The 14,487-nt window shown below is 44.8% G+C and carries 13 protein-coding genes, 1 other RNA gene and 1 pseudogene; 6 read left to right on the top strand and 9 right to left on the bottom strand.

What is annotated here, in order from left to right:
* Positions 1-80: 80 nt before the first annotated feature.
* The 3 genes from ABXT59_RS08060 to ABXT59_RS08050 form a co-directional block, all read right to left on the bottom strand.
* Complete coding sequence (locus ABXT59_RS08060) at positions 81-1,217, bottom strand: GNAT family N-acetyltransferase (RefSeq protein ID WP_443635400.1); 1,137 nt, start codon at positions 1,215-1,217, stop codon at positions 81-83.
* A gap of 323 nt (positions 1,218-1,540) precedes the next feature.
* Positions 1,541-2,095, bottom strand: coding sequence for a histidine phosphatase family protein (locus tag ABXT59_RS08055; RefSeq protein WP_443635399.1), 555 nt, complete (start codon positions 2,093-2,095; stop codon positions 1,541-1,543).
* Between the two features lie 418 nt (positions 2,096-2,513).
* Positions 2,514-3,773 carry an ammonium transporter gene (locus ABXT59_RS08050; protein ID WP_443635397.1) on the bottom strand — a complete coding sequence of 420 codons (1,260 nt, stop codon included), beginning with the start codon at positions 3,771-3,773 and terminating at the stop codon, positions 2,514-2,516.
* A 290-nt stretch (positions 3,774-4,063) separates the two neighbouring features.
* Between ABXT59_RS08050 and ABXT59_RS08045 the strand changes: the two genes are divergently transcribed.
* Complete coding sequence (locus ABXT59_RS08045) at positions 4,064-4,972, top strand: Ppx/GppA phosphatase family protein (protein ID WP_443635396.1); 909 nt, start codon at positions 4,064-4,066, stop codon at positions 4,970-4,972.
* Positions 4,973-5,033: 61 nt separating this feature from the next.
* Here ABXT59_RS08045 and ABXT59_RS08040 read toward each other — a convergent pair whose 3' ends face one another.
* The 6 genes and pseudogenes from ABXT59_RS08040 to ABXT59_RS08015 form a co-directional block, all read right to left on the bottom strand.
* Positions 5,034-5,765, bottom strand: coding sequence for an ABC transporter ATP-binding protein (locus ABXT59_RS08040; RefSeq protein ID WP_443635395.1), 732 nt, complete (start codon positions 5,763-5,765; stop codon positions 5,034-5,036).
* Positions 5,766-5,786: 21 nt separating this feature from the next.
* Positions 5,787-5,921, bottom strand: coding sequence for a hypothetical protein (locus ABXT59_RS08035; protein WP_443638582.1), 135 nt, complete (start codon positions 5,919-5,921; stop codon positions 5,787-5,789).
* Positions 5,922-6,020: 99 nt separating this feature from the next.
* Positions 6,021-6,539, bottom strand: a pseudogene (locus tag ABXT59_RS08030) (ABC transporter ATP-binding protein); the annotation flags it as partial.
* Between the two features lie 11 nt (positions 6,540-6,550).
* Positions 6,551-7,525, bottom strand: a complete 975-nt coding sequence (locus ABXT59_RS08025; RefSeq protein WP_443635393.1) for a branched-chain amino acid ABC transporter permease — start codon at positions 7,523-7,525, stop codon at positions 6,551-6,553.
* Positions 7,525-8,424: a branched-chain amino acid ABC transporter permease gene (locus tag ABXT59_RS08020; RefSeq protein WP_443635392.1), complete on the bottom strand. Its 900-nt coding sequence runs from the start codon at positions 8,422-8,424 to the stop codon at positions 7,525-7,527. Before ABXT59_RS08020 ends, ABXT59_RS08025 begins: the two co-directional genes overlap by 1 nt.
* Positions 8,425-8,537: 113 nt before the next feature.
* Positions 8,538-9,914 (bottom strand): ABC transporter substrate-binding protein, encoded by a 1,377-nt coding sequence (locus tag ABXT59_RS08015; RefSeq protein WP_443635390.1) that lies wholly within the window; start codon positions 9,912-9,914, stop codon positions 8,538-8,540.
* Positions 9,915-10,251: 337 nt separating this feature from the next.
* On the opposite strand from ABXT59_RS08015, the gene moaB reads away from it, so the two are divergent.
* The 5 genes from moaB (at position 10,252) to ABXT59_RS07990 (ending at position 14,034) form a co-directional block, all read left to right on the top strand.
* Positions 10,252-10,788 carry a molybdenum cofactor biosynthesis protein B gene (moaB, locus tag ABXT59_RS08010; protein WP_443635389.1) on the top strand — a complete coding sequence of 179 codons (537 nt, stop codon included), beginning with the start codon at positions 10,252-10,254 and terminating at the stop codon, positions 10,786-10,788.
* A gap of 8 nt (positions 10,789-10,796) precedes the next feature.
* Complete coding sequence (locus tag ABXT59_RS08005; protein ID WP_443635388.1) at positions 10,797-12,029, top strand: molybdopterin molybdotransferase MoeA; 1,233 nt, start codon at positions 10,797-10,799, stop codon at positions 12,027-12,029.
* A gap of 117 nt (positions 12,030-12,146) precedes the next feature.
* Positions 12,147-12,243: signal recognition particle sRNA small type (gene ffs / locus ABXT59_RS08000), an RNA gene on the top strand.
* Positions 12,244-12,325: 82 nt separating this feature from the next.
* A complete protein-coding gene (locus ABXT59_RS07995; protein WP_443635387.1) occupies positions 12,326-13,672 on the top strand; it encodes a DUF6538 domain-containing protein in 1,347 nt (448 codons plus the stop codon).
* 38 nt (positions 13,673-13,710) lie between these two features.
* Positions 13,711-14,034 (top strand): hypothetical protein, encoded by a 324-nt coding sequence (locus tag ABXT59_RS07990; RefSeq protein WP_443635385.1) that lies wholly within the window; start codon positions 13,711-13,713, stop codon positions 14,032-14,034.
* Positions 14,035-14,487 lie beyond the last annotated feature (453 nt).

The following is a 14,487-nucleotide window of genomic DNA, read 5'->3' as shown; positions in this document are numbered from 1 at the left end:
GGTGGTGCTACCTCGTGGGTCAAGTTCTATATGTTTGATGACTAAAAGGTCAATAATGTTATACAGCTTTTATTTGGCTTTTATTCCGTTTTATAGGGCAGGGCAGTTTCTGCCCATTGCATATAATGTTCTATTTGCTGGGCTTCTGCTGTGCAGAAAGCTTTAATGGCGTCATTAAAACCTGACTCCGCCAAATAATGGTACGAGTGGGTCAACTGGGGTATAAATCCACGGGCAAGTTTGTGCTCACCTTGGGCACCTGCGTCAAAATGAGGAATGCCCTTGGCAATGCAATAATCAATGCCTTGGTAATAACAGGTCTCAAAATGAAGAAATTCAACTTCTTCTAAACAGCCCCAATAGCGCCCATAAAGTGTGTCATCATCAACAAAAAATAAGGCGTAGGCAAGGGGTGATTCATCTTTAGAAGCCGTCACCAACAACAATTTTTCTGGCATTTGTGTGAGTAGTTCAGAAAAGAATGGGTAAGTTAAGTAGCCTTGGCTGCGGCGTTTCATGTAAGTGCTCTGATAGCAGGCATAAAACTCTTTTAAAGACTGTGAGTTAATGTTGTCGCCTTGCTGCCAAGTAAATTTGATGCCTTGTTCAACAATGACGCGGCGTTCTTTTTTAATGGATTTGCGTTTGCGCGAGGTTAGTCGCGCTGTAAAGTCTTCAAACTGGCTGTATTCATGGTTGTACCAATGGTATTGGCAGCCAATACGTTGATGCCATGATTGTTCCTGAGCAGCTTCCCAGTCGGGTTTCTGAGCAAATAGCCAATGCCAGCTGCTTAACTTGAGTTGGCTGCATAAATGGGGCAACTGCTGTTGTAAAAAGGTCAAAGCTGTTGTGAGCTCTGCACCTTCAGCTAACAGTATCCGAGGCCCAGCACAGGGCGTAAAAGGCACTGCACTAATCATCTTTGGGTAATACTCTAAACCATAACGCTGGTATGCGTTAGCCCATTCAAAATCAAACACGTACTCACCCCAAGAGTTGGTTTTAACATAGCTTGGTATGAGGGCAATAGGTTTACTTTCCTCAGTAATTTCTAAGTGTAAAGGCTGCCAGCCACTTTCACCTCCGACGCTGCCACTGTGTTCTAAGGCAGCGTGAAATGCATATTGGCTAAAGGGGTCTGCCTGCAAAGAGAGGTATTGCTGCCAATGGCTTGAGCCAAGTTCGAGGGTGCTGGGATGAATGTGAAGTTGCATGAATAGTGCACAAAGCCTAGTAAAACGTGAAAAGAAAAATACTAGCAATAGCATACAATAATATGATCAATAACAATATCAAATACAAGGTTTGGTGAGACGGAAGTGATCATTTAATTGGGCAAAGTAAGGTCAAAGTAAAGTAGAGTAAAGAGCAAAGTAAAGTAAGGTAAATTAAAGAGCAGACCAAGACCAATATCAAGCTTTGGCTTTTTTATGAGCGCCTCTATTTTGCTTTTCAGCGAGTGTCTCTAACTTGTAATTGTGAGCCCTTGCAAAGAATTTTAGTGCGCTCTAGGCGATCAAAGAGAATCAGACATGAGTCAATCTAAGGTAAATTCTTGAGTCTCAAAAGTGGTGGAATTGTAGGCCACCAAGGCGCCACTGCGCACCACATTTTTAGTGATGGCGCTAATGACTACTTGGTGGGTGACCATTAAGACTATTCCACGATCAAGCGAAGCCAATTTCTTATTGAGAAGATCGAGGGTCATTTGTTGATCTACATAGCCTTGGAAAAAAGAGTTGAGTCCATCGAAAGTGCTCCAATGGCCTAAATTTAATAACTCAGTTGTTTGTGTGCACCGGCACCATTGGCTAGATAATATTTCTTTAAATTGTAAACCACTATTGCGCATTGCCTTACCGATGCTAAGCGCTTGCGCGCGGCCTTCTTCATTTAAGTTTCTTTGGGTCGAACAATCAGCCACATTAAAATCCTCTGGATCACCAAAGCCTGGGGCCAAAGCGTGTCGCATGAAAATAACATTCGCATCGATCGCTGCTATAGCTTCAACTAACTTGTTGTTAGTTATGTCATTATTAGCCCATGCTTGAGCAGAAATGGTGATCAATAGAGCGATGAAACATATGCGCATGGGGGACTCCTGCAGAAACGAGTAACATAACAGCTTGGACATCAGCCGACACCGAAAACCGACCGCTACCTCAATCAAGAGGTTTAAACAAAATCACTGCTTAACCTTGCGTAACCGTGTTTAACCCAGCCAAGCCCTGTGCAGTATTAAAGACTAACGTAGGCCTATGTTACAACTTTGTGTAATAGATATATTTAGTTATATTTAGTCTGGCGCAAACAGATTGCAGGGTGTAAATAACACTCAAATGTCTGATCAATGATGTTACCAACAACTGCTCATGAGGTGAAATTTAACATAAGTAGTTATTTCTTAATTGAGGCTTAATTTATAGTTAAATTATTAATTTTTTAAGAATAAAAAAGGGCCTACTCGCGATGCAAATAGACCCTTGTTCAGGCTAGATAATAAACATTAATTATCGGTTAGTGAACTCTGGGTAGGCTTCCATGCCGCACTCAGTAATGTCCACGCCTCTGTCTTCTTCTTCGTCTGTAACGCGCATTCCCATGATTGTTTTAATGATAAACCACACCACAAAACTGACACCGAATACCCATACAAAGATCGTTGCTGCACCGATGATTTGCCCCATGAACGTGGCACCGTCATTGGTCAAAGGGACTAGCATCAAACCGAGTAAACCAACAGTACCATGCACCGAAATGGCACCGACAGGATCGTCTAGTTTAAGTTTATCCAAAGCAAGAATACTGAATACAACCAGCACGCCACCAAGGGCACCAAACAAAGTAGCTTGCAAAGCAGTGGGGGTAGAAGGCTCTGCAGTAATGGCTACGAGTCCAGCTAAAGCGCCGTTAAGCATCATCGTAAGATCGGCTTTGCCAAACTTAATGCGGGCTAGTATCAGTGCAGCAATTGCACCACCAGCAGCTGCTGCGTTGGTATTAAGAAACACCATAGCCACAGAATGAGCGGAGTCAATGTCACCCAGTTTAAGCACTGATCCGCCATTGAATCCAAACCAGCCCATCCATAGAATAAAGGTGCCTAAGGTGGCCATGGGTAGGTTCGCACCAGGAATGGCCTTAATTTCACCATTGGGGCCATACTTACCTTTCCGAGCACCGAGTAAGATCACTCCCGCTAAAGCAGCAGCTGCACCCGCCATGTGAACAATGCCTGAACCTGCAAAATCTGAAAAGCCAAGGTCGCCAAGGTTGTACAAACCGAAGACATCATCGCCATTCCATGTCCACGCACCTTCCATAGGGTAGATGAAGCCAGTCATTACCACAGCAAAGGCGAGAAATGCCCACAACTTCATGCGTTCTGCGACTGCACCAGACACAATGGACATCGCCGTGGCAACAAACACCACTTGAAAGAAAAAGTCTGAGGCAGAGGAGTAAACCGAACCACCATTAAATCCTTCTGCTGCTGAGTCAGCTAATACCTGATCAGTATCAATGGCTTCAATACCGCTCAAGAACCAGCCACCGCCGTACATGATCTGATAACCTACGACAAGATACATCACACTAGCGATAGCATACAAAGCAAAGTTTTTAGTTAAAATTTCGGTAGTATTCTTGCTGCGTACCAAACCTGCTTCAAGCATGGCAAAGCCAGCAGCCATCCACATTACAAAAGCGCCACAAACTAAAAAGTAAAACGTATCCAGAGCGAACTGGAGTTCAAATATATTATTTTCCATGGGGGTCTCGGTTAGTTATAGTGATTACTAGGCTGGCTATTGCGATTATCATGCCAAGGTAAAAAAATATATATAAAACATTAAGTTATAGTATTTTATTGCTCAGGTTTAAATCCAAGCGCACCAATTATGGTGCATTTGAAATAGCATTTAACTCGATTTGCACTAATATGGGGCGCATTACACAGGGGTAATATGTGGGGGCTTAAAAAGTCGAAGAACATCGACAAAATTGGCCTTCTCAACATTGTTTGATACACTGCAAAGTCACTACTTTTGGATTGCATACATTGACTTACTTAGTGGCAGCCATTGATCTTGGTTCTAACAGCTTTCATGTCACTGTCGTGGACACCGCTGAGGCGCCGTATCTTATCGTTAGTCGGTCGGGTGAGAAGGTGCAGTTGGCTGCAGGCCTTGACGAGCAGGGTTTCCTGAGTCAAGAGGCAATAGATCGTGGTTTGAACTGTTTGCAGCGTTTAGTCCCTAAACTCAAACAAGTGGCCCTAAAAAATTGCCATGTGGTGGCAACGAACACCTTGCGGGTGGCTCATAATAGAATGCATTTTATACGTCAAGCAGAGGCCATATTAGGCGTGCCCATTCGTGTGCTCACAGGTGAAGAAGAAGCGTCATTGATTTTTAGTGGGGTGGTGGGTGAGGTGTCTTCTCCCGACTACCAATTGCGCAAAAAGTTAGTCATCGACATTGGTGGAGGTAGTACGGAACTTATCCTAGGTCAGCAGCACCCCCAACACTTACAAAGTTTCCCCATGGGTTGTGTGGCTTTTAGTAGTCAATTTTTTCCCCACCGTAAAATTCAACAAAGCTACATCCAGAATGCTGTTGAGGCTGCCAAAAATATCATTGATAAAGCCACCCTAAGCGACTCTTGGGACAGTTGGCAAATGTGTATTGGATCGTCAGGCACCATAAAAGCATTAGCGGGCCTGAGTAGGCTCACCGATCATGGTATGCCCTATTTAGATTTAGCTTCAATGAATCAAGTGGAAGATCAACTGCTGGCCTTTGAGAATTTAGATGAAGTCGTCATTGAAGGTTTGCGGCCCGACCGAGGTGAAGTGCTACCTGCAGGTTACGCCATACTCAAAGGCATTATGCTGAGCTTAAATTTAGACCGCATTTATTTTTCCACGGGTGCCCTGCGTGAAGGGGTTTTGTTGCAAGCACTTAAATGACATTAAGCGGGGAGGCTTTTCAGACCCCCTGCTTTATCAACTCACACATAACCTAATGTTATTAAACGGCTAGGTACTCTTCACGTAATGCTTGGTTGTCGAGCACTTCTTGGGCGGTGCCCGTAAAAACAATTTCACCGGTATCGATGATAATGGCATGGTCAGCTAACTTAAGCGCTGCCACGGCATTTTGTTCAACAATGATAGTGGTAATGCCCATGGATTTTACTTCCCGCAGCATGCGCTCTATTTCTTGCACAATCACGGGGGCCAAGCCTTCATATGGCTCATCCAATAATAGTAACTTAACATCACGCGCTAAAGCACGGGCCAGGGCAAGCATTTGTTGTTCACCACCTGAAAGAGATGAAGCTTCTTGCTTACGCCGTTCTTCTAACTTTGGAAAATGGCTGTATATCTTTTCTAAGGTCCAACCTACAGGTTTAGAGATTTGAGCTAATATAATATTCTCTTCTACCGTGACACCTGGAATAATGCGTCGATCTTCACACACTAACTGAACCCCTGATCGAGCTGCTTCAAAGGCTTTCATGTCGTGCAATGGTTGGCCGTTGAGCCAAATTTCACCACTACTTAGTCCTGGCGCATCGGCTCTGGCTATGGTGCGTAAAGTGGAGGTTTTTCCTGCTCCATTGCGGCCCAGTAAGGCCACAATATCACCTTCAGGAATGTCAAAAGATACCCCTTGTACCACATAACTTTCACCATAAAAGGCGTTCAGTTCACGGCAAGAGAAGAAGGTTTGTGGTGCGTCTGCTTTACTTTCGTTCATAGTCTCTTCCTTATGCCCTAATTAAACTTGAGCTTCGCCAAGATAGGCTTCAATGACCTTGGGATGGCCTTTAATTTCGTCGGGTGAGCCTTCGGCAATAATCTGGCCCTGAGACAGTACAGATATCTTCTCAGCCAAGGAAAATACCACGTTCATGTCATGCTCAACGATAACTTTGGTAATCCCATCGTCCATGCTTTTAAGTAACTCTATGGTTTTTTCAGTTTCATGACGCGCCATGCCTGCGGTGGGTTCGTCTAACAACAATAAACGAGGTTTGTTAGCCAAACAAATGGCCATTTCTAAGCGACGTTTGTCTCCACGAGATAAACTGCCTGCCAGATCATGCATGTGATCTTCCAAACCCAGTTCACAAATTTGCTGTTCAGCAAACTCAATGAGAGGCCGTTGTTTAGCGCGACCCTCAAACATATTAAAGTTAAAAGAGCCGTCTCGGGCTGCAAATACCGGAATAGTAACGTTTTGTAAGACCGTCATTTCTGGAAAAATTGCTGGTGTCTGAAACACCTTGGCAATGCCTAACTGGTTAATATCGTAAGAGTTAACATTGAGTAATGGTTTACCATCAAACATTACCGACCCATCATCGGGTTTAAGCATGCCTGTGAGCACATTGAGCAAGGTTGACTTGCCGGCACCGTTAGGCCCGATGAGAGCGTGGGTGCTGCCTTTTTCAATTTTTAAATGAACGTTTTGTAAGGCTTGTAAACCACCAAAACTTAAGGACACTTGATGTATATCTAATATGGCCATGATTAAGTCTCCTATTCGCCGTCAATAGTGGTGAAAAAACGTTTTTTGAGGCGTGCAATTGCTTCCATAAACCCACCTGGCATAAATATAACCACTGCCATAAAGATAACGCCCAACACAAGTAGCCACTGCTCACCAAGATCTACCGACATCACATTCTCGAAGTAAAGCATGAAGGCAGCGCCTAGCATGGGACCAACTAACGTACCTACACCACCAATAACAGACATGATGACGACTTCACCTGATTGATGCCAGCCTAGGAATTCATGCCCCACAAAGGGTTCATAAACCACCATGAGGGCACCAGCAATGGCGGCATACATGGCGCTCAATACAAAGGCTAATAGTTTGTATTTACGTGCGTTGATGCCCGTGTATTCTAATCGTGTTTGGTTACACTTGATGGCTTTCATCATCAGACCAACAGGGGAGCGTTCAATCCTTTTGGCCAAGTAAAACAGAATAATGGCGGAGATGGCGCAAAAGTAAAACACCGTATCACCCTGCATTTTTAGGTCAAATAGCATCGGAGTAGGCATGCCTGTTAAACCATTTTCACCCCCTGTCCAGCGCTGCAGCATAGACATGGCCATAGAATCAAACATCTCGGCAAAAGCTAAAGTGAGAATAGAAAAATAGATGCCAGTTCTCTTTAATGTGAGTAAACCGATAATTAAAGCCACTAGCGTTGCAGCGGCTACCGCCACAATAATGGCAGGTATAATATTATCGGAAAAACTCTTTAACATAATGCCAGTAACGTAGGCAGATATGCCAAAGAAAGCGGCATGTCCAAAAGACAAGTAGCCAGTAAAACCAAGCAAAATATCAAAGCCCACCACAAAGATACAAAAAATCATGATTTTAGTATCTAGGCCAGAATAACCGCCCATCAACGGGAACCATAAGGGCATCGTCAAGGCCACTAGGGCAAACATTAAGACGGCTTTATTGTGCTGCCAAAAGTTATTTTGAGTAATCATTATTCAAATACTCCCTTGGCGCCTAATAAGCCACGTGGGCGGACCAATAAAATGATAACAGTAATAAGGTAGATGATAATGGTATTGAGGTAGATGTATGGTGCGGTAAAGCTTTGTGCCATACCAATTAAAATACCCGCCAACACAGCGCCACCCAGTGATCCCATGCCACCAATGACCACAATAAGGAAGGAGGGCACCAACAGTCGCATGCCCACTTCTGGTGAGACCTGAGTCACCGGTCCACCAAACACGCCTGCAATGCCAGCAATCATGGCACCCAAACCAAATACAATCATGAAGCGGCGGTTAATATTAACGCCCAGGAACTGCAGCATTTCTGCATCTCGCATGCCAGCTCGAATAACCAAGCCAAAGCGGGTGAGGTGCAATAGAGCAAATACGGCACTGACCGTCACAATAGCCACAACCACTAGAATCATGCGCCACTTAGGGTAAACCACGAAGCCTTCAAGGAATGGCAGGTAGTCATGCAACATAATAATGCCGTTGCCCCAGCTTGGGATGGCAAAAGGGATGTTGTTGGCACCAAATATCCATTTTAAAAGCTCTTGTAAGACAATGGCTAAGCCAAAGGTTACCAAGATTTGATCCGTATGAGGGCGGTTGTAGAAGCGCTGTATTAAGCCGCGCTCCAAAAGCACACCAATCACAAAAAGAATAGGGGGTACAAGAATCAGCGCTAGGCCAAAACCGAGTGCATTATTGATGCTCACTGCTAAATAAATAGCGATGAGGTAAAGTGCGCCATGGGCAAAGTTAACCACGCCCAAAGTGCCAAATATAAGGGTTAAGCCCAGAGCAATGAGCACGTAAATGGAACCCAGCTGCAAGCCGGTTAAAACAGAGAGGGTAAAGGCGTTGAGCGTCATATCCATTGTGGAGACCCCATTGGTTGCTGTAACAAATTCATGTTATTTTTTTAATGTAGTATAAACAAATAAAAAACGGGCCAGCAATAAACTGGCCCGTATTGGTCTTGAGTTACAGCTTATGCTGGCTCGTATGGACCTAATTCACCACCAAAGATGGCTGGATCGTAATCCACGGTCTTCGCATCCACTTGATCAACGATCTGTAGATAGTCAAAGTCGCTATTACGTGCTGAAGGCGATTTACCCTGCATAACCAAGATGTCTTTGATGCACTGGTGATCAGAACCACGGTACAAGGTTGGGCCGTTACCAGCACCTGTGAACTCAAAGTCCTCAAGGGCTTTAATAACTTCTGGTGGGTAGAAGGTACCCGCCATTTCACAGGCGTTGGCATACAAAAGAGTTTGCACATAACAGGTGTGAGCTGCCTGTGAAGGTGGGAAACCATATTCATCACTAAAGGCCTTAACAAATACCTTTGAACCTTCGTCTTCAAGAGCCCAGTTCCAGCCGGAAGTTCCTAATACGCCATCGATGTTGGCAGAACCTGCACCTTTAGCCATTAAGCGGCTGTATAAAGGCACTACGATTTCTAGATTTTTACCGTTCTTTTGCATGTCACGCATGCCAAAGTTTACCGCGTTGGTTAAAGAGTTAACCATGTTGGCGCCGTAATGGTTCAAAATCAACACGTCTGCATCTGAATTCAACACCTGAGATAGGTACTGAGAGAAGTCAGTGGTTTTCAAAGGCGTCATAATGTTGCCTTCTGTTCCCCAACCTTCTTTCTCAGTAAATTCTTGCATTGACTCTTGTTGGGTGTGGCCCCAAGAATAGTCGGCTGTAAGGTGGAAAGCACGACGGTCTTTGCCGTATTCGTTGCTTAACACGGGAGACAAAGCTTTACCGGTCATGTGAGCGTTGAAGAAATGGCGGAAGCCATAACGCTGCTTGTCCTTACCTGTGGTGTCGTTTGAGTGAGTTAAACCACACATAAAGATGATGCCAAGCTCATTACATAGATATTGCTGCGCAATGGCGATACCTGAAGATGAACCACCGGTAACCATAATCACTTTATCACGCTCAATCATACGACGTGCAGACGTACGAGACGCGTCAGCGTTAGTTTGTGTGTCACCTGTAACGTAAGTTACTTTCTTGCCTAAGATGCCATTGCCTTTAAGCATGCTTGGCTTCAAGGTGTCGAGCATGCCGCCACCATTGTTCAAGTGCGTAACAGCTAACTTGTAGGCACGTAATTCATCAGCACCTTCATCAGCATAAGCGCCTGTTTGAGGCACGTTAAAACCGAGTACCACTTCGCTACCATTGACTGGATAGTTACCAATGGCTTTTTCGGCCCAAGCATTTTGGGTGAAAAACATAGGTGTTGCGGCGCCTACAGCGCCAACTGATGTGGCTTTCAACACATCACGGCGAGACCATCCCGCGGCAGTAGGATTTGTTTTATCAGATTTTACATCTGTCATGGCGAACTCCAATTTGTTGTTGTTGAACCAAGATGGGCACTGCCAGCAGATCAATGCAGAGGTGCTTCTAGGTTGTGCTCTAGTCTAGAGAAGTGGTGAATATTGAAAATTAGACCTTAGTAAATGAGACTAAAGTCTTTCAAACTAAAGTATTTCAAACTAAAGTATTTCAAACTAAAGTATTTCAAACTAAAGTATTTCAAACTAAAGTATTAAGGTTAGAAAAGAAAACAATGCACGCCAACTGGGTGTATACCCAAGCTACAATCTAGCTCCAAGTATCTGTATACTAAAGGGGTTATTTTTGCTCTCCAATAGCAATCAAGAGAATCTCACTATGACAAGTGCCAACACCCCACAACAACCAATTAATATCGCCGTATTAACTGTCTCTGATACGCGCACTGTTGCTACCGACAAGTCAGGAACCACTCTAATTGAGCGGCTGCAGACGGCAGGCCATAGTTTAGCGCAGCGCGCTATTGTGAAAGACGATGTGTACCAAATTCGGGCCGCTGTGAGTCAATGGATTGCTGATAGTGACGTGCATGCCGTATTAGTTACAGGAGGCACGGGGTTTACCGCCAGAGACACGACCCCCGATGCATTACTGCCGCTATTTGACCAAGTGATTGAGGGCTTCGGCGAGTTGTTTAGAAGCCTATCCTTGGCCGATGTTGGCACCTCAACCATTCAATCTCGCACCGTTGCTGGGGTGGCTAATCGCACGGTGATTTTTAGTATGCCTGGATCAACAGGGGCCTGTCGCATGGCGTGGGATGGCATTATTAAGGAACAGCTAGATAGCCGTCACAAGCCCTGTAATTTTGTGCAAATGGTCACCTTTAATGCTGCTACTAAACACTTGGCTTAAGTGTGAATATGTTCAATAAAACCAGCCTCACCAGTGTTGCTGAAGCCCAGCAACAAATTATGTCAACGGCAAGTTGCACCTTAACCACTGAGCTAGTGACACTGTTTTATGCCCGAGGCAGAGTCTTAAGTGCGCCTGTTGTTTCTGCTGTGGCGGTGCCTCCTGCAGATAACAGTGCCATGGATGGTTATGCCTTGTGCCAAGAAGATTTGCAGTTAGATATTATTCCTGTGAGCCAACGTATTGCTGCAGGGCAGGTGCCTAGCGCTTTAGTTGCTCATACTTGCGCCCGCGTGTTTACCGGTGCAGAAGTGCCAGACAATGCTGATATGGTGGTCATTCAAGAAGACGTTGATCTAGTGGATGGGGGCATTCGTATCCAACCCAGTGCCTTAGCCCAAGGCCAAAAGACGGGTCAGTTTATTCGCCTTAAGGGCCAAGATGTCACAGCAGGGCAGCAGGTGTGTGATAAGGGCACCAAGCTAGAAGCCCGACATTTAGGCGTGCTGGCTTCAATGGGCATAGAACAAGTGGAAGTTTACCGCCGTTTAAAAGTGGCCATTGCCTCAACGGGCAGTGAACTGGTTAACCCAGGGCAGGCCTTAAAAGCAGGGCAAATTTATAATTCAAACCGTTTCTTGTTAGCTGGGTTAATAGATCAGTTAGGCATGGAGTTGGTTGACATGGGCATTATTACCGATGAACGCCCAACCACAGAATCAGCCCTAGCCTTGGCAGCAGACCAAGCGGATATCATTATTACGAGTGGTGGCGTCTCTGAAGGAGAAGAAGACCACGTTAAGAGCGCTGTAGACACGCTAGGTCAATTAGAGGTTTGGAAATTGGCCATTAAACCAGGCAAACCCTTAGCATTTGGGCGCGTGAAACAAACCCCAATTTTTGGTTTGCCAGGTAATCCGGCCAGTGTGCTTGTGACCTTCATCGTGATGGCAAGGCCGTTTCTATTGGCCTTGCAAGGCTGCAGTCACACGCAAGGGCAGAGCCTCAGCGCACGCCTAATCAATCCGCCCCAAAAATCCAGTATTCGAGAAGAGTATTTTCGGGTGCGTTTGCTTGAAAATAACCAAGCAGGCATTGTTTTAGAGGCCATGACCAATCAAAATTCGGGTGTGCTAACCACCGCCATGAAAGGCGATGGACTGGCTATAGTCAAGGCGAATACTTGTGGTAAAGCTGCTCAACAGGTTGAGTTCTTGCCCTATGCTAGCTATGGTGTTTGAGTCATGCTCATGAACCAAGTGATTGCCTGACGAGCATAAAAATCACTTGAGAAGCAGGGCCTTTTTACCTATACTGCTCCCCTCGCAATCACTCGATTGTGATCGTTATGGTAGCCCTATTGGTCCCCACGCAACGATAAACCGTGAATCTGGTCAGGCCTGGAAGGGAGCAGCCACAGCGGTGGATTCGTGTGCCGAGGTGTGGCTGGTAGGGGTACCACCATTATCTTGATTTATATATAGTTTTAGCTGATTTTAGACACTTATTGAAGCAAGTGGACCACATGGTGGAACACATGGCCAATCCTTCAGCGTACATTCAGTCTTCACGACATCACGTTTATTACTTTCGCATTCGTGTGCCTTTGCATCTTCAAACTCAGCTTAGGCAGACTTACATCCGCCGTTCGCTGCAAACCAAATGCAGACGACAAGCAGTTATAAGATGCTCTGAATTACTTCAGCAGACCGATGTGCTGTTTGACTGTGCAGACCCAAAAGTGGCAGATATAAGTACAATTCAGTGGGGCTATGAAAAGGTTGATAAAGCTTCAAAAGCAGCTTTTTTATTAAGTACTAAAGAACCCAGCCAAAACATAAAGGCGTCCTCAGCGCCTCTCCTGTCTGCTGTATTGAGCGAGTACTTTGTTGCCCAACGTCTTGAAGGTGTGGGGGAACGGACCATAAGAACAAAACTAGGCGTGGCTAACTTGCTATATCAAATCATTGGTGATGTCCCTGTAGACAAATATAGCAGGGCAATGATGCAGACATTTAAATCGACCGCGTTGAAGCTACCCCCGCGACTTAACCAGTTGGAGGACATATCCATAGAAGACGCCATTGCTCAGGCCAAGACAACCATATCTGTCATTACCTTTAATAATTACGTGAAGGACTTGAGCACAGTCTTTACCTTTGCAGCGAGGGCAGGTTACTGCGAGCGCAATCCTTTTGATGGACTAAAAGTTAAACTGAAAGTTAAAGTCAGTACTCTAAGAAGTCGGTTTAATCAGGATGATGTCGACACCATATTCTCAACTGACATCCATACACAAAGCGCGAAAGCTCCAAAAGATTATCAATATTGGCTACCTTTGCTTGGACTTTATACAGGTGCTCGACTCAACGAACTGAGTCAGTTGTATAGGAATGACATTATTGTTGTAAATGGTATTGACTGTTTACACATTCAAGCTGTTAATGCTGGGCAACGGCTTAAAAGTCCATCGTCTGAGCGACTTATACCGATACATTCAAAACTAAAGGCTTTAGGCTTTCTTGACTTTGTTTCCTCACCTAAAGAGAAATCTAAACTACGACTTTTTCCTGAGCTGTCTTACCATAAGTATCATGGTTATTCAGCTACACCCTCTAAATGGTTTGCACGCCATAGGGCGCTCACAGGCCTTTCTGAGAGTACTGAAAAAAAGGACTTCCACAGCTTCAGACACACTCTTGCAGACGATCTGAAGCAGCAAGGTGTCGCTGAGAGTCACATAGCTGGGATACTAGGGCATAGCACAGGTGGAATAACCTTTGGCCGTTATGGAAAGGACTACACACCAGAAGCGTTAGCTCCAGTTATCGAGATGTTAGGCTGGAATTTACCTATGGTTGTTAAATATATATCTTTCCTTTAATGCTTAAAGTCATCCAAATAGGGAGTAACAATTTTATCTTGGATAGCGACCCACGCATCTCAGAGCTAGTCGACGAGGCTAAGCAATTAGCTGTGGAAAACACTAGAGAGCAAATAAAGCAGCTTCGCTTAGATATTTGCGAAACCATGCCGCTTGATACTGTCGGTTTGCCAATCTTACTGACCAATCTTGAACCGATATGGAACAAGTCAAACCTTACCTGTCGCCGAAGAGTAATGGACTCATTAATTCTGGATGAACCTATTAGAGTAACTGGCAGAGATAACCTCCAATACGACATTACACTGACCAGTCGGGTGCTTAAAAATGGCAACATGGACATCACCAAGGAGGCTGTTTAATGCTCGTTTATCGTTTATCAAAATCCGTTTATCGAAAGACGAAACACGATGATAAACCAACTATTCTAAATCCGTTTATCACGTCTATCACGGTGTATCATGAAAGACGACGACAAACGGGAAAGGTACTGGTGACGGGCGTTTCCTCGTTTATCATTTGGTTTATCATGGTTTATCATCGTGTTTTAAATGATAGACGGGCAAAACCCGCGCCACGTAAGGGTTTCCCGTTTATCATCTGTATCACCCCTATAGGGGGTAACTGTGTTGATACACCACCCCCCAAGTGGAAACCCGTTCGGCATTATATTTGCCGGATACTGGGTAGACCAATGGTAAATCAAAACTAAAACCGAAAGGCAATCAGAGGGCAAGACTGATGGGTTCAATCAGAAGAGTTATTTGGAAGTGCATTTGGGTGTGCAGTTTTTGTACACTGGGAATTACTGTCAT

Source organism: Candidatus Njordibacter sp. Uisw_058, assembly GCF_047730065.1.
Classification (GTDB): Bacteria; Pseudomonadota; Gammaproteobacteria; order Pseudomonadales; family Balneatricaceae; genus Njordibacter.
Note: the sequence above shows the minus strand (reverse complement) of the source record. Positions and strands in the feature narration are given on the sequence as shown.